This is a genomic window from Novosphingobium sp. IK01 (assembly GCF_033242265.1).
Taxonomy (GTDB): Bacteria; Pseudomonadota; Alphaproteobacteria; order Sphingomonadales; family Sphingomonadaceae; genus Novosphingobium; species Novosphingobium pituita.
In genome coordinates this window covers 797580-812412 of sequence record NZ_BTFW01000001.1, presented here as the reverse complement: position 1 = coordinate 812412, position 14833 = coordinate 797580, and the positions used below count along the sequence as shown (strand labels likewise).

Below are 14833 nucleotides of genomic sequence, written 5' to 3'. Positions count from 1 at the left end.
ATCCGAGGCGAAGGAGAGCAGTCTTTCCTTCGCCTCAGGAGATCAGCGCAAGGGGCGCTTTTCGAGTTTGCGGGCCAGCGTGCGGCGGTGCATGCCCAGGCGCCGCGCGGCTTCGGAGATGTTGAAATCGCATTCGACGAGGGTGGAATGGATATATTCCCATTCGACCGTCTTGATCGACGTCTTGCGCGTGTCGAGCGGGACGGTCGGATCGCCGCCGACGCGACCGAAGGCTTCCTCGATGTCGTCGGTATTGGCGGGCTTGGCCAGATAGTGAGACGCGCCCAGCTTGATTGCTTCGACCGCCGTCGAGATCGAGGCGAAGCCGGTGAGCACGACGATGCGGGTCTCAGGATCGCGTTCAGCCAGCATCTGCACGCAAGTCAGCCCCGAACCCGTGCCCAGCTTGAGGTCGACCACCGCGAACTGGTAATCGCGTGCGTCGAGCAGGGCTTCGAGTTCGTCCGGGGTTGCCGCAGGATCGACCAGATAGCCACGCCGTTCGAACGAGCGGCGCAAGGTGCGCGCGAAGGCCGGATCGTCCTCGACGATCACCAGGTGGGGGACGTCATCGTCCCATGCCGGGCTTTTTTCGGGCTGGTTGCTTGCGGGATCATCCATCATCATTCCCCGGTGCGATAGGCCAGCGAGGCCATTGGGATAACCAACCGCACCACGGCACCGCCCGTCGCCCGGTTGTTCACTTCGACGCGGCCGCCCAGCTTGCGGATCACGTTCACCACCAGAAACAGCCCCAGCCCGCCGCCCTCGCGGCCCTTGGTGGAGTTGTAGGGGCGCCCGAACGAGGCGAGCATCTCGGGGGCGAAACCCGGTCCCCGGTCCAGTACGGTCAAGCGGATGTCTCCGCCATCCATTTCTGCCCGGAATTCGACAAGATGGGGCGAAACTTCGAGGGCGTTGTCGATTACGTTGCCGATGATCTGGCGCAGCGCCGGGTCGGCCACGATGGGGCGCTCGCTCTCGACCTTGTTGATGAAATGGACGGCACCGTGGCAGCGTTCGTTCCATTCGTCGGCGATCGTGCCGAGGAATTCGCCCAGCGTGGTGATCTGCGGGTTGTCGCCGCGCGCTTCGCCCGCGCTCATCAGGATGCCCGAGAGGATCGCCTTGCAGCGCCTGAGCTCGGAGGCCATGTCCTGGACCTCGTCGCGCAAGTCCGGGTCGGCGGCGATGGCCGGATGGCGCTGCCAGTCGCCCAGGATCACCGACATCGTGGCCATCGGCGTGCCCAGCTCGTGGGCCGCGCCCGAGGCCAGCAGGCCAAGGCGCACGATGTGCTGTTCCTCGGCGGCTTCCTGGCGCAGCGTGGCGAGCGCCGCCTCGCTCTGGCGGCGGTTGCGGTCCATGCGGATCACGAAGAACACCAGCAGCACGGCCATGAGCAGGAAGCACACGAGGTTGCCGAGCTGGAACAGCTCCATGTAGCCGTCGAACGTGCCTGCCGGAAGGATTACCGGACGGTGCGCAAAGGCGAGGCGCGCGACGATCAGCGCGGCCATGCCAGCCACGATGCCGCTCCAGCTGGGGGGGAGCAGGATGGCGCCGATGACGATCTGCATCAGGAACAGGAACGTGAACGGGTTGGCCGTGCCGCCGCTGAAATAGATCTGCCAGGCCAGTGCCAGCATGTCGAGCGTGAGCGCGCCGAGCAGTTCGACGTGGCTGTAGCCCACCCGTCCCCGGTCGAGCAGGAGGGTGATGCCGTTGATCACGATCATCAGCACCGGAACGGCGACCAGCGGTGCGATTTCGAGCCGGAGGCCGAGCACCGAGACGCTCACCCAGATGGCGATCAGTTGTCCGGCGGCGGCGACCCAGCGCAACTGGACCAGCAGCGCCATGTTGCGGGCGCTGGCGGCGGGGTAGATGGAGCGGGGAGCGGGCGTCTGGCCGGGTGTCTGGCCGGGTGTCTGGTTTATGGGGGTCATCGAGCCTTGCGCCATACCACGATTGTCGCGGCAAGCGAGAGGGCCGCCAGAGCGAACCAGGTCAGCGCGTAGGACAGGTGGTTGTTGGGGAAGGCGATGACCGTCAGGCCCGGCACCGGCACGGGCGCCACGGTGGGGCGCGGGGTCTCGCTCTGCGCGTCGACGAAATAGCGCGGCTCGGTGCCCAGATGGCGGGTGGCGGCCATGACCGGAAGGTCGCGCGCGTACCAGCGCTCGTCGGACGGGCGGTTGGCGCGAAACAGGGTGCCTTTGGGTTCACTCGGACGCAGCAGGCCGGTCACGCTCACGTCCCCGGTGGGGACGGCGCCACGGGCCGCATCAAGACGGGTGCCCAGCGGCACGAAGCCGCGGTTGATCCAGACCGGCACGCCACCTTGGTGCGCGGCAAGCGGGACCATGACCCAATAGCCGTTGCCCAGTGGGCTGGTCGCCGTGACGAGGACAGTGGCTTGGGGCAGGAAATGGCCCGAGAGGATCAGGCGGTGATAGGAGAAGGGGGCGACATCGCCGGCAGGAAGTGCGGCCGGAGCAATCGGCGCGGCGTGGAGCGCCCGGTCCACGTCGGCAATCAGCGCCTCTTTCCAGGCGAGGCGCCTGACCTGCCAGGTGCCCAGGGCCAGGAACAGGCCCATGAACACCAGCAGAACGAAAACGGGCAGCACCCGCCGTGTGGGGGAACTGCCCGTTTTCATCGGTTTGATCAGTCCATCTGCGCGGCTTGTTCCGCGCCCATGGGCATCATGTTGGTGTTCATGTGATACATGACCCACAGCGAGCCCGAGAGAATGATCAGCACGACGACGCCGGTGAAGATCAGGGCCAGCAGGTTCCAGCCCCCTTCGGCCTTGCCGTTCATGTGCAGGAAGTAGACCATGTGGACGACGATCTGCACCGCGGCGAAGCCCGCGATGACGAGAGCGGCGGTGTGATGGTCGGTGATCAGGCCGCCCATGACGATGGCGAAGGGGATCGCCGTCAGGATGACCGAGAGCACGAAGCCGATCACGTAGTCGCGCATGGAACCATGGGCTTCTTCGTGATGGTGGCCATGGTCGCCGTGACCATGATCGGTGTGCCCGTGATCGGTGTGGTTGAGAGCGCTCATCGCAGCATCCCCATCAGGTAGACGAAGGTGAAGACGCCGATCCACACGACGTCGAGGAAGTGCCAGAACAGCGACAGGCACATCAGGCGACGCTTGTTGGCCTGGATCAGGCCCTTGCGTGAAACCTGCACGACCATCGTGAACAGCCAGATCAGGCCGAAGGTCACGTGGAGACCGTGGGTGCCGACCAGCGTGAAGAAGGCCGAGAGGAACGCGCTGCGCTGGGGCGTTGCACCTTCGTGGATCAGGTTCGAGAATTCGTAGAGTTCGATCGACAGGAAGGCCGCGCCGAAAACGGCGGTGACCAGCAGCCACATCTGGGTCTGCGAGACCGAACCGCGCTGCATCGCCAGCATGGCAAAGCCATAGGTGATCGACGAGAACAGCAGCATCGAGGTGTTCACGGCCACCAGCGGCAGCTCGAACAGTTCCTTCGGGCCGGGCCCGGCGGCATAGTTGCCACCGAGCACGCCGAAAGCGGCAAAGAGCATGGCGAAGATGAGGCAGTCGCTCATCAGGTAGACCCAGAAGCCCAGCATGGTGCTGTGGCCCTCGGGGTGGTCATGCTCGTTCAGGTCCCAGTAGCGCCCCAGCTTGCTGGGGACGCCCGAGACGTCGTGATGGGTGGCGTCGCTCATGCAGCGGCTCCCTGGGTCTTGCCAAGGCGTTCCAGTTCAGCCGTGCGTTCCGCTTCCTTGGCGGCGACGACATCGACGGGAATGTGGTAATCGCGCTTGTAGTTGAAGGTATGGATGATGCTGCCCAGGATCAGCGCCACGAGGGCCGGGGCGGCGATCCACCAGATGTGCCAGATCAGACCGAAGCCAAGGATCGTGCTCAGACCAGCCAGGACCACACCGGCGCCCGTGTTGCGGGGCATGTGGATCGGGCGGTAGCCTTCGGTCGGACGACCGACCTTGGCCTGCTTCATGTCGGCCCAGGCATCCAGGTCGTGGACGATCGGGGTGAACGCGAAGTTGTAGTTGGGCGGGGGCGAGCTGGTCGACCATTCGAGGCTGCGGCCATTCCAGGGGTCGCCACCGGTCTTGTCGGCAAGGGCTTCACGCTTCCAGATCGACACACCGTACTGGATGACCATGGCGGCGATACCCGCACCGATCAGCAGGGCGCCGAGCAGGGCGACGATGAAGTAGGGCTGGAGGCTGGGATCGTCGAACACGCGGGTACGACGGGTCACGCCCATCAGGCCCATCATGTAGAGCGGGGTGAACGCCAGCCAGAAGCCGGGGACCCAGCACCAGAAGCTGACCATGCCCCAGAACTTGTTCAGCTTGAAGCCGAACGCCTTGGGCCACCAGTAGTTGATCGCCGCGAAGGTGCCGAAGACGACGCCGCCGATGATCACGTTGTGGAAGTGGGCGATGAGGAACAGCGAGTTGTGGAGAACGAAGTCGGCCGGGGGAACGGCGAGCAGAACGCCGGTCATGCCACCGATGGTGAAGGTGAACATGAACGCGATGGTCCACATCATCGGCAGTTCGTAGCGGATGCGGCCACGGTACATGGTGAAGAGCCAGTTGAACAGCTTGGCCCCGGTCGGGATCGAGATGACCATGGTGGTGATCCCGAAGAAGCTGTTGACGCTGGCACCCGAACCCATGGTGAAGAAGTGGTGCAGCCAGACGAGGTAGGAGAGGATGGTGATGACGATGGACGCGTAGACCATCGAGGTATAGCCGAACAGGCGCTTGCCCGAGAAGGTCGAGGTGATTTCCGAGAACACGCCGAACAGCGGCAGGATCAGGATGTACACTTCCGGGTGACCCCAGATCCAGATCATGTTCACGTACATCATCGGGCTGCCGCCGAAGTCGTTGGTGAAGAAGTTGGTCCCCACGTAACGGTCGAGCGAGAGCAGCACGAGAACGGCGGTCAGCACCGGGAAGGAGGCGATGATCAGGACGTTGGTGCACAGCGCGGTCCAGGTGAAGACCGGCATGCGCATCATGGTCATGCCAGGTGCGCGCATCTTGATGATCGTGGCGAGCAGGTTGATGCCCGACAGGGTGGTGCCGACACCGGCGATCTGGAGCGACCAGATGTAGTAGTCGACGCCCACGCCCGGGCTGTAGGTCGCGCCCGAAAGGGGCGGGAACGCCAGCCAGCCGGTCTGCCCGAACTCACCAAGGAACAGCGAGGCCATGACCAGCACGGCGCCGCCCGTGGTCATCCAGAAGCTGAAGTTGTTGAGGAACGGGAAGGACACGTCGCGCGCACCGATCTGGAGCGGAACCACGTAGTTCATCAGACCAGTGACGAACGGCATGGCCGCGAAGAAGATCATGATCACGCCGTGAACGGTGAAGACCTGGTCGAAGTGATGCGGGTTGAGGTAACCCTGGCTGCCGTTGAAGGCCAGCGCCTGCTGGAGGCGCATCATCAGCGCGTCGGCAAAGCCGCGCACGAACATGACCAGACCCAGGATCATGTACATGATCCCGATCTTCTTGTGATCGACGCTGGTGAACCACTCCTTCCAGAGATAGCCCCAGAGGCGGAAATAGGTGAGCACGCCCACCAGCGCGATCCCGCCAAGGATCACACCCGCAAACGTGGCGGCCACGATGGGCTCGTGGAGGAAGGGAAGCTGCTCAAGGGAAATTCTTCCCAGGAGCGGTGTCCACTGCGGCGGGGCAGTGGCTGGAAGGGGGACAGCGGTCATCGCGGTATCCATCGGTCAGAAATGGCAGGGCCGGAACGGGTCTGGCGCGGCGTAATCAAATAAGAGGGGCCAGGCCCACCTCTCACGAGGCGGGCTGGAGCTGCGGATTGGCCAGGCTGACACCGGCACCACGCAGGTGGTCGAGCGTCTTGGGCGCAGCCGTCTCGCCGCTGGGTGCGGACATCGGACGGTTGTCGCTGCAATAGGCCTTCACGAAACGGTCGGTCTGGGCAACCACGCTGCCGGGCAGGATGGTCGTGGCAGCCGCGCGGCCCGATTTGTCGTAAGTGAGCGCGGCAACGTTGAGCCGTGCGGCTTCCTTGCTCACACCGCCCTTGGCGTCGATCATGGCCATCTGGCTCTGGCAGATGCGGCCAGGCTGGACGCACAGGTCGACGACGGCGTCGAACAGGGTGGGAGAAACCGTGGCGTAGTGACGCACCGGCTCGGCGACGCTGGGCTTGTCGAGCTGGAGGTAGGCGGCGCGGTCGAGGGTGGTGGCCGACTTGTCAGCCTTCACCGAAGCAACCCAGGCATTGAAGTCCTGGTCGGAGACCGAGCGGGTCACGAAGTGCATCTGCGAGAAGCCCGCACCGCTGTAGTGCGAGGAGATACCCTTGAAGGTACCTTCCTTGTTGAACACGGCGTGAAGCTTCGTTTCCATGCCGGGCATGGTGTAGATCATGCCGGCCAGTTCGGGGACGTAGAAAGCGTTCATCACGGTCGAGGAGGTCAGGCGGAAACGCAGCGGGCGGTTCGCCGGAACAACCAGTTCATTGACGGTGGCGATGTTCTGTTCGGGATAGATGAACAGCCACTTCCAGTCGAGTGAGACGACTTCGACGTTGACCGGCTTGGCATTGGCGGCAAGCGGGGTCTGCGCGTCGACGCGCGAGAGCGAACGGTAGGGGTCCAGAAGGTGGGTGCCGACCCAGGTCACGGCGCCCAGGGCGATGATGATGAGCAGGGGAGCTGCCCAGATCATCAGTTCGAGTTGAGTGGAATGGCTCCATTCGGGTTCGTAACGGGCCTGGGTATTCCCGGCACGATACCGCCAAGCAAACACGCCAATGGCGGCCATGACGGGCACGACAATAAGCAGCATCAGCAAGGTGGCGATTATGACAAGATCGCCCTGCTGGCGCGCCACGTCGCCCGAGGGGTTGAGAACAACCCAGTCGCAGCCGGCAAGCGGCAGGGCCAGGAGCGGGACGATGGCGCAGCGCAGCAGGCGCGCCCGATTCAAGAGTTTCGCACGCATGAATGGGGCCCTAGAAGCGGTGGAGCGTGCAAACGATAGGACATTTTGTCCAATCCCTTTTGCGCTGGGTCAAGACAATAGGGAAAACAAAGGCAGGCTGCCGTCCGGCGGTCGGCCATCCGGCGCGTTTGCAATTGCCGTTCCCCGGCGTTTGTGAAAAACGCCGGGGAATCCAAGGAGTTTGTGTCACCCATGACTGCTGCCGTAGTCGACCACCACGAAGGGCAGGGGCCCGATTCCCACGGACACGCCGGTCACGGGCCGGTGTCGCCCGGCGAGATCGCCATTGGCGTGATCATCGGTCGTACCTCCGAGTTCTTCGACTTCTTCGTCTACGCGATCGCTTCGGTGCTCGTGTTCCCCAAGGTGTTCTTCCCGCATCTTGATCCGCTCAACGCCACGCTGGCCTCGTTCGCGCTGTTTCCGCTCGCGTTCGTTGCCCGTCCGATCGGCACCATCTTCTTCATGTGGCTCGACCGTGTCTATGGTCGCGGCTTCAAGCTGACTGTCGCGCTGTTCGGCCTTGGCGGCTCGACGGCGGCCATCGCCTTCCTGCCCGGCTATGCCGAGATCGGCCAGACTTCGATCCTGCTGCTCGCGCTGCTGCGTCTGGGCCAGGGTTTCTCGCTGGGCGGCACCTGGGACGGTCTGGCCTCGCTCCTCGCGCTCAACGCGCCGAAGGAAAAGCGTGGCTGGTATGCGATGATCCCGCAGCTGGGCGCGCCCTCGGGCCTGATCGTGGCCAGCCTGCTGTTCGCGTTCCTGACTTCGGCGCTCTCGGCTGAAGACTTCCTCTCCTGGGGCTGGCGCTTCCCGTTCTTCGTGGCTTTCGCGATCAACGTGGTGGCCCTCTTCGCGCGTCTGCGCATGGTCGTGTCGCCCGAATACCAGCACCTGTTCGAAACCCGTGACCTCGTGGCCGAGCGCCCGTCGGTGACGATCGGCGAGCAGGGCAAGACCATCGTGATCGGTGCCTTCGCGCCGCTCGCCAGCTTCGCGCTGTTCCACATGGTCACCGTGTTCCCGCTCTCGTGGGTCTTCATCTTCACCTCGCAGGAGCCTTCCGGCTTCCTGACCATCGAAGCGGTGGCCGCTGCTGTCGGCCTGATCGCCATGGTGGTTTCGGGTACGCTGGCCGACCGCGTGGGCCGTCGCACGCTGCTGGGGGCCTCGGCTGCGGCGATTGCCGTGTTCTCGGCTTTCGCGCCCACCATGCTGGGGACCGGCGTCAACGGCGAAATCGCGTTCATGGTGACCGGTTTCGTTCTGCTCGGCCTCTCGTTCGCGCAGTCGTCGGGCGCCATTGCCGACTCCTTTGAAGCGCGTCACCGCTACACCGGTTCGGCCCTGACCGGCGATCTGGCCTGGCTGTTCGGTGCCGGTCTGGCGCCTTACGTGGCGCTGTATCTGGCGGCCAACCACGGCCTGCTGGCTTCGGGTGCCTACCTGCTTTCGGGCGCGGTCTGCACGCTGCTGGCGCTGTGGATCAACCGCAGCCTCGCGGCTTCGAAGTAAGGTCGGGTTTCTTGGGGGTGGGCGTCTCCGGGCGCCTGTCCTGAAGAGAACAGGCCCAAAAAAAGGCGGTTCGGGTCAGTCCCGAACCGCCTTTTTCGTGTCTGGCCTCTTCGGCCTTCTCCGGCCTTATGAACCCGTGCGGGCCGTTCTGGCCGCCTGGAGGGTGTTGGACAGGAGGCAGGCGATGGTCATTGGCCCCACGCCGCCCGGAACCGGGGTCACGGCGCGGGCATGGTCCATCTCGTGTGCGGCGCAATCGCCGACAAGGCGGGTAGTGCCATCGGGGTTGGTCACGCGGGTGATGCCCACGTCGATGAGGATGGCGCCGGGCTTCACCCAGTCGCCGCGTACGAGTTCGGGGGCGCCGGCTGCGGCCACCACGATATCGGCCTTGCGCACGATGTCAGGAAGGCCCTGCGTGGCGATGTGGGTGACGGTCACCGTGCATTCGCGTTCGAGCAGGAGCATCGCCACGGGCTTGCCCACGATGTTGGACTTGCCGATGACGACAGCGTCGAGGCCGCGATAGTCCTCCACCACCGTGTCGAGCAGCATCATGCAGCCCAGCGGCGTGCAGGGGATCAAACCGCCCGTGCCGGTCGACAGGCGTCCGACATTGACCGGATGGAAGCCATCGACATCCTTGGCCGGGTTGATCGCGTCGAGCACTTTGCCCGCGTCGATCTGGGCGGGCAGCGGCAACTGGACGAGGATGCCATCGATGGTGGCATCGGCATTGAGCGCGGCAATCAGCGCGAGCAGTTCGTCCTGGCCGGTGGTCGCGGGCAGGCGGTGCTCGACCGAGCGAATGCCGACTTTGGCGCATTGGCTGATCTTGCGGCCGACATAGACCTCGCTGGCCGGATCATTGCCGACCAGGATCACGGCCAGGCCGGGAGCCTCGCTACCCTGGGCCACCATCTCGGCCACACCTTGCGCTGTCTTGAGCGAGAGGGCGCGGGCAATTGCCTTTCCATCAATAAGCGTGGCCATGGATCTCCCTTTGTGCGTTCAGCCTGGCAGGCTCGTGCCTTCGGCGGTTTCCCGACAAGTTGCCACAGGAATTTTAGTATGTGCAACATACTAAATGGCAGGGGCTCGCCCCTGAAGCGACATCCCGCGAGATAAGCAAAAAAAAGGGCCGCCCGGAAAGTCCGATCGGCCCTGGAAGTTTTGGGAGAGGATGCCTGAAAGGCGTGTTCCGAATGACCCAGATGACGGGGGCAAGCAAATGCGTTTCACGCAATAATAATTGCTAATTGCGCAATTGTGACCCGGCATTTCCGCCGTTTACAGCAAGGTTCCTCCGTTTCGGGCGCAAATTTCAAACGATTTAAGGCGCTTGCTGTCCACGCTCGAAACGGGCCTGCCACAGGGCGCACTGCGACAGGAAATCCGTGAAAAGGTATGCACGGGAGGGCCGTCTCGCGATTAACCACGAGGAAACTGCCCTCGACGCAGAGGAAACATGGGGCAGGCGAATCAGGCTCCCAGAACGCGCGCGGCCAGAGCCTCGGCAACGCGGATGCCATCCACCGCCGCCGAGAGAATGCCACCGGCATAACCGGCCCCTTCACCGGCCGGATAGAGGCCGGCGGTGTTGAGGCTCTCGAAGTCTTTTCCGCGCGGGATGCGCACGGGCGAAGAGGTGCGCGTTTCCACGCCGGTCATCACCACGTCGGGGTGATCGTATCCGGCCATCTGGCGCCCGAATACGGGCAGGGCCTCGCGCAGGGCATCGGTCACGAAATCGGGCAGGCATTCGCGCAAGTCGGTCAGGTGGACGCCCGGCTGATACGATGGCGTCACGCTGCCCAGTTCGCGGCTTGGGAGCCCTGCGAGGAAATCGCCGACCTTCTGGCCCGGCGCCTGATAGGTGGAGCCCCCGGCCACGAAGGCGCGCTCTTCCCAGTGGCGTTGCAGGGCGATCCCGGCCAGCGGATGGCCGGGAAAGTCGCGCTCGGGGGTGATGTCGACGACGAGGCCCGAATTGGCGTTGAATTCCGCGCGTGAATACTGGCTCATGCCATTGGTCACCACGCGGCCCGGCTCGCTCGCGGCGGCGACCACGCGCCCGCCCGGACACATGCAGAAGCTGTAGACCGAGCGCCCGTTGCTGGCCTTGTGGGCCAGCGCATAGGCTGCCGCGCCCAGGATCGGGTTCTTGGCGCAGGCGCCGAAGCGGGCGGTGTCGATCCAGCTTTGCGGATGCTCGATGCGCACGCCTATGGCAAAGGGCTTGGCCTCGATCTGCACGCCCCGGTTGTAGAGCACCTCGAAGGTATCGCGCGCCGAATGGCCGACGGCCATGATCACATGGCGGGCCGGGAGGTATTCGCCGGTCGAGAGATGGAGCCCGGCCAGGCGCCGCGCCCCATCGGGCGCCGTTTCGACCTCGAAATCGTCGACGCGGGTGCCGAAGCGATATTCACCGCCCAGTTGCTCGATGGTCTCGCGCATGGCGATCACCATCGTCACGAGGCGGAAGGTGCCGATATGGGGGTGGGCTTCGGTCAGGATGTCGTCGGGGGCGCCGGCCTTGACGAATTCGACGAGAACCTTGCGGCTCAGGTGCCGGGGGTCCTTGATCCGGCTGTAGAGCTTGCCGTCCGAGAACGTGCCCGCGCCGCCTTCGCCGAACTGGACGTTGGATTCAGGCGTCAGCACCGACTTGCGCCAGAGCGCCCAGGTATCCTTGGTCCGCTCGCGCACGGCCTTGCCGCGCTCGATGATGATCGGCTTCAGCCCCATCTGGGCGAGGATCAGCGCGGCAAGCAGCCCGCAAGGCCCCGCGCCGATCACCACCGGGCGTTCGCCGGGGGCAGGGGACCAGCCCTCGGGCGCGCGGACGGGAAAGCGATAGGTCGTATCGGGGGAAGGGCGGACATGGCTGTCGCCCGCCAGACGTTCCAGAACTTCGGCTTCCAACGCCTCGGGCAGGGTCACGTCGACGGCATAGACCAGCTGGATCGCGTTCTTGCGCCGGGCATCATTGCCGCGCCGGGCGATGGCAAAGCGCACGATCTGGTCCTCGCGCAGGCCCAGACGGGCGGCGATGGCAGGGGCCATGGCTTCGGGGGCATGGTCGAGCGGCAACTTGAGTTCGGTGATACGCAACATGGGGCAGCCTCTACCCCTTGCGCCGCGCGAGGGAAAGCGGGATGAAATGGGCCATGCGTGTCCTTTCTGCCCGGTGCTCCATCCTCGCTCCCGTCCTTTCGTCGCTGGCGCTGGCTTTGCTGGCCTGTCCCGCGCAGGCCGATCCCCTTCCGCCAGAGCCAACGAAGGCCGAACAGGTCTTCCACCAGCACTTGCTGACGCTCGACACCCATCTCGATACGCCCGCCTCGCTGGTTCTGCCCGGATGGTCGATCATGGCGCGTCACGCCGTGCGCGACGATGGCACGCAAGTCGATGTGCCGCGCATGGAGCAGGGCGGGCTCGATGGCGGGTTCTGGGCGATCTACACCCCGCAAGGGCCGCTCGATCCGGTCCATACCCGCGCGGCGCGCGACTATGCGTTCGCGCGGGCCGTGGCGATCCACGACATGGTGGCCGCCAACCCCAAGGCTTTCGCTCTGGCCGACAGGGCTGCCGATGCCGCGCCCATCGCCGCGTCGGGGCGGCGGGTGGTGTTCCTGTCCATCGAGAATGCCTGGCCGCTGGGCGATGACCCCACCTTGCTCCAGACGTTCCATGCGCTGGGCGTGCGGATGGCGGGCTTTGCCCATTTCAAGACCAACCAGTTCGCCGACAGCGCCACCGATGCGCCCCGATGGGACGGGCTCAGCCCCGAGGGCGTCCAGCTTCTCGCGCAGATGAACCGCCTTGGCGTCGTGCCGGATCTGTCGCACAGCTCCGACCGCGCGCTCGACGATGCCTTGCGCCTGTCGAAGACGCCGGTGATCCTCAGCCATTCGGGGTGCAGGGCGGTCTATGATCATCCGCGCAACATTGATGACGCGCATCTGCGTGCGCTCGCCGCGCAGGGCGGGGTCATCCAGATCAATTCGGTCTATGTGAAGGCCCTGCCGCAAAGCGCCGGGCGCAAGGCCGCGCTTGCCGATCTGGAGCAGCGCTATCCCGAGGACCGCGTGCTCAGCGTGGCCGAACGGGCCGACTATCTCGCGCGGCGCCACAGGATCGACCACGACTGGCCCGAGGTGCGCGCCGGGTTCGACGACTTCATGGCCAACCTGCTCCATGCGCTCGCCATCGTTGGCCCCGATCACGTCGGGATCGGCATGGACTGGGACGGCGGGGGTGGGGTGAGGGGCCTCGAAGATGTGGCAGACCTGCCGCGTGTCACCGCCGCCTTGCGCCGCAACGGCTATGGCGAGGCCGACATTGCGAAGATCTGGTCAGGCAATGTCCTGCGGGTGCTGGCCGCTGCCGAAGCAGAGGCCAAGAAGGAACAGGAAAAGGGGCAGGGTGCGGATTGATTTGCGCCTGGGGCCATGTTTCTGCATCAGGAATGCAGGAGGCAGCACCCATGCTCACACCACGCGATCTGGCCATTCTCGATATTCTCCAGCGCGACAGCGATACCCCGCTGGCGGATATCGGCGCAAAAGTGCATCTCTCGCCCTCGGCCTGTTCGCGGCGCATCGCCCACTTGCGCGAGAACGGCTATATCCGGCGCAATGTGGCGATGATCGACCGGGCGAGGGTGGGCTTGCCCACGACTGTCTTCGTCACTGTCAGCGCCCGCACGCACAGCGCCGGATGGACCGAGCAGTTTCGCCATGCCGTGGCGCAAATACCTGAAATCGTGGAGGTTGTCCGCCTGACCGGGAGCATCGACTATCTCTTGCGGGTCGTCCTGCCATCGGTCGATGACTATGACAGGGTCTACAAGGCGCTGGTGGCCCGGATCGAGATGAACACGGTCAACGCCTCGATCGTGATGGAAACGGTCAAGGCTGCCGAAACTTTGCCGCTTGGGTGAGGGGTTGCACTCAAATTGTGTCATCATGCGATTTTACGCATTTCATTTGCAATTAATCTGAAAATGGCGTAATCTTTGCATCCTGTCGGCAGTCGGCTTTTGCTACATCCCGGTCCAGCGACGAGTTGGAGGGTTCGATGGTGCATGAGCGGCGTATGGGGCGGGTGATCGATGGGCGTTGGGTGGACTGGGCCATCGCGCGGATCGAGGCGGACTTTACTCGCTCGGCTGACACGCATCTGATCCCGCTGTCGATGCCGGCGCTGCCGGGCATCGCGATCTATCTCAAGGACGAGAGCAGCCATCCCACTGGCAGCCTCAAGCACCGTCTGGCGCGCTCGCTGTTTCTTCATGCGCTGTGCAGCGGATGGATCGGCGAGGGGACGTGCATCGTCGAGGCCTCATCGGGGTCAACCGCAGTGTCCGAAGCCTATTTCGCGCGGATGCTGGGGCTGCCGTTCGTGGCGGTAATCCCGGCCACGACGGCACAGGAAAAGATCACGGCGATCGAGGCGCTGGGCGGAACCTGCCACAAGGTGACCGATCCGGGGGCCGTCTATGGCGAGGCGCAGCGGCTCGCCGATGCGCGTGGCGGCCATTACATGGACCAGTTCACATTCGCCGAGCGGGCGACCGACTGGCGGGGCAACAGCAACATCGCCGAGAGCATTTTTGCGCAGATGGTGCGCGAACCGGCATCCGTGCCGACCTGGATTGTCTGCGGCGCGGGCACGGGTGGCACATCGGCAACACTGGGGCGCTTTGTGCGCTATCATCGCCACACCACGCAGATTTGCCTGGCCGATCCGGAAGCCTCGGTCTTTCACCGGCATTGGCACGACCGCGCGGTACGCACGACCCAGGGCGCGTGCAGCCTGATCGAGGGGATTGGCCGCCCGCGCGTGGAACCATCGTTCGTGCCTTCGGTGATCGACCGTGTCGAGGTGGTCAGTGATGCGGCCTCGATCGCTGCCGCGCGGGCCTTGTCGCGCCATCTGGGGCGTCGCGTCGGTGGATCGACCGGAACCAATCTCGTGGCCTGTGCGCGTCTGGCGCATGAAATGGCGCGCAATGGCATCGACGGTTCGATCGTGACGATCCTGTGCGATTCCGGCGACCGTTATGGCTCGACATGTTTCAACGACGACTGGCTGGCCGCGCGCGGCATCGCCATTGCCGAGGAAGAAGCGCGCATGGATCTGTTTCTGGCGTCCGGGCGCCTGACTGAACCATGCGATGCCTGAACCGTGCGATGCCGTGACCATGTGATGTGCTGAAAAAGGCCTGCGAAACGCCGTAAAAACGGTGTTCCGCAGGCCCTGAACATAAGTATGATAAGATGTATTATGTT

At 64.5% G+C, this 14833-nt stretch carries 13 protein-coding genes; 4 read left to right on the top strand and 9 right to left on the bottom strand.

The features are described from left to right. Positions 1-42: 42 nt before the first annotated feature. The 7 genes from SBI20_RS04000 to cyoA form a co-directional block, all read right to left on the bottom strand. Entirely contained in the window at positions 43-627 is a 585-nt protein-coding gene (locus tag SBI20_RS04000) for a response regulator transcription factor (protein ID WP_317973831.1), read from the bottom strand. Then, on the bottom strand, positions 624-1949 hold the full coding sequence (locus tag SBI20_RS03995; RefSeq protein WP_317973830.1) for an ATP-binding protein: 1326 nt from the start codon (positions 1947-1949) through the stop codon (positions 624-626). Before SBI20_RS03995 ends, SBI20_RS04000 begins: the two co-directional genes overlap by 4 nt. After that, complete coding sequence (locus SBI20_RS03990) at positions 1946-2662, bottom strand: SURF1 family protein (RefSeq protein WP_317973829.1); 717 nt, start codon at positions 2660-2662, stop codon at positions 1946-1948. The genes SBI20_RS03995 and SBI20_RS03990 overlap by 4 nt, the downstream gene beginning before the upstream one ends. Positions 2663-2670: 8 nt before the next feature. After that, the gene (cyoD, locus tag SBI20_RS03985) at positions 2671-3075 is read right to left on the bottom strand and encodes a cytochrome o ubiquinol oxidase subunit IV (RefSeq protein WP_317973828.1); all 405 of its coding nucleotides are present in this window, start codon (positions 3073-3075) and stop codon (positions 2671-2673) included. Continuing rightward, a complete protein-coding gene (gene cyoC / locus SBI20_RS03980) occupies positions 3072-3713 on the bottom strand; it encodes a cytochrome o ubiquinol oxidase subunit III (RefSeq protein ID WP_317973827.1) in 642 nt (213 codons plus the stop codon). The genes cyoD and cyoC overlap by 4 nt, the downstream gene beginning before the upstream one ends. Further along, complete coding sequence (cyoB, locus tag SBI20_RS03975; protein ID WP_317973826.1) at positions 3710-5758, bottom strand: cytochrome o ubiquinol oxidase subunit I; 2049 nt, start codon at positions 5756-5758, stop codon at positions 3710-3712. Before cyoB ends, cyoC begins: the two co-directional genes overlap by 4 nt. 82 nt (positions 5759-5840) lie before the next feature. Continuing rightward, positions 5841-7019, bottom strand: coding sequence for a ubiquinol oxidase subunit II (gene cyoA / locus SBI20_RS03970; protein WP_317973825.1), 1179 nt, complete (start codon positions 7017-7019; stop codon positions 5841-5843). A 192-nt stretch (positions 7020-7211) separates the two neighbouring features. On the opposite strand from cyoA, the gene SBI20_RS03965 reads away from it, so the two are divergent. Next, positions 7212-8534 (top strand): MFS transporter, encoded by a 1323-nt coding sequence (locus SBI20_RS03965; protein ID WP_317973824.1) that lies wholly within the window; start codon positions 7212-7214, stop codon positions 8532-8534. A gap of 126 nt (positions 8535-8660) precedes the next feature. On the opposite strand, the gene folD is transcribed toward SBI20_RS03965, so the two are convergent. Further along, positions 8661-9527, bottom strand: a complete 867-nt coding sequence (gene folD / locus SBI20_RS03960; protein WP_317973823.1) for a bifunctional methylenetetrahydrofolate dehydrogenase/methenyltetrahydrofolate cyclohydrolase FolD — start codon at positions 9525-9527, stop codon at positions 8661-8663. A gap of 489 nt (positions 9528-10016) precedes the next feature. Continuing rightward, entirely contained in the window at positions 10017-11654 is a 1638-nt protein-coding gene (locus SBI20_RS03955; RefSeq protein ID WP_317973822.1) for an NAD(P)/FAD-dependent oxidoreductase, read from the bottom strand. Positions 11655-11707: 53 nt separating this feature from the next. On the opposite strand from SBI20_RS03955, the gene SBI20_RS03950 reads away from it, so the two are divergent. From SBI20_RS03950 to SBI20_RS03940, 3 genes are all read left to right on the top strand, one after another. After that, positions 11708-12976, top strand: coding sequence for a dipeptidase (locus tag SBI20_RS03950; protein ID WP_317973821.1), 1269 nt, complete (start codon positions 11708-11710; stop codon positions 12974-12976). A 50-nt stretch (positions 12977-13026) separates the two neighbouring features. Beyond that, entirely contained in the window at positions 13027-13482 is a 456-nt protein-coding gene (locus SBI20_RS03945; RefSeq protein ID WP_317973820.1) for an Lrp/AsnC family transcriptional regulator, read from the top strand. A 137-nt stretch (positions 13483-13619) separates the two neighbouring features. Beyond that, the gene (locus SBI20_RS03940) at positions 13620-14726 is read left to right on the top strand and encodes a PLP-dependent cysteine synthase family protein (RefSeq protein ID WP_317973819.1); all 1107 of its coding nucleotides are present in this window, start codon (positions 13620-13622) and stop codon (positions 14724-14726) included. The last annotated feature ends 107 nt before the right edge of the window (positions 14727-14833 follow it).

What these genes read in the sequence shown, in the direction of transcription:
- SBI20_RS04000 (WP_317973831.1), bottom strand. Translation starts at nt 627, where the DNA reads ATGATGATGGATGATCCCGCAAGCAACCAGCCCGAAAAAAGCCCGGCA.
- SBI20_RS03995 (WP_317973830.1), bottom strand. Translation starts at nt 1,949, where the DNA reads ATGACCCCCATAAACCAGACACCCGGCCAGACACCCGGCCAGACGCCC.
- SBI20_RS03990 (WP_317973829.1), bottom strand. Translation starts at nt 2,662, where the DNA reads ATGAAAACGGGCAGTTCCCCCACACGGCGGGTGCTGCCCGTTTTCGTT.
- cyoD (WP_317973828.1), bottom strand. Translation starts at nt 3,075, where the DNA reads ATGAGCGCTCTCAACCACACCGATCACGGGCACACCGATCATGGTCAC.
- cyoC (WP_317973827.1), bottom strand. Translation starts at nt 3,713, where the DNA reads ATGAGCGACGCCACCCATCACGACGTCTCGGGCGTCCCCAGCAAGCTG.
- cyoB (WP_317973826.1), bottom strand. Translation starts at nt 5,758, where the DNA reads ATGACCGCTGTCCCCCTTCCAGCCACTGCCCCGCCGCAGTGGACACCG.
- cyoA (WP_317973825.1), bottom strand. Translation starts at nt 7,019, where the DNA reads ATGCGTGCGAAACTCTTGAATCGGGCGCGCCTGCTGCGCTGCGCCATC.
- SBI20_RS03965 (WP_317973824.1), top strand. Translation starts at nt 7,212, where the DNA reads ATGACTGCTGCCGTAGTCGACCACCACGAAGGGCAGGGGCCCGATTCC.
- folD (WP_317973823.1), bottom strand. Translation starts at nt 9,527, where the DNA reads ATGGCCACGCTTATTGATGGAAAGGCAATTGCCCGCGCCCTCTCGCTC.
- SBI20_RS03955 (WP_317973822.1), bottom strand. Translation starts at nt 11,654, where the DNA reads ATGTTGCGTATCACCGAACTCAAGTTGCCGCTCGACCATGCCCCCGAA.
- SBI20_RS03950 (WP_317973821.1), top strand. Translation starts at nt 11,708, where the DNA reads ATGCGTGTCCTTTCTGCCCGGTGCTCCATCCTCGCTCCCGTCCTTTCG.
- SBI20_RS03945 (WP_317973820.1), top strand. Translation starts at nt 13,027, where the DNA reads ATGCTCACACCACGCGATCTGGCCATTCTCGATATTCTCCAGCGCGAC.
- SBI20_RS03940 (WP_317973819.1), top strand. Translation starts at nt 13,620, where the DNA reads ATGGTGCATGAGCGGCGTATGGGGCGGGTGATCGATGGGCGTTGGGTG.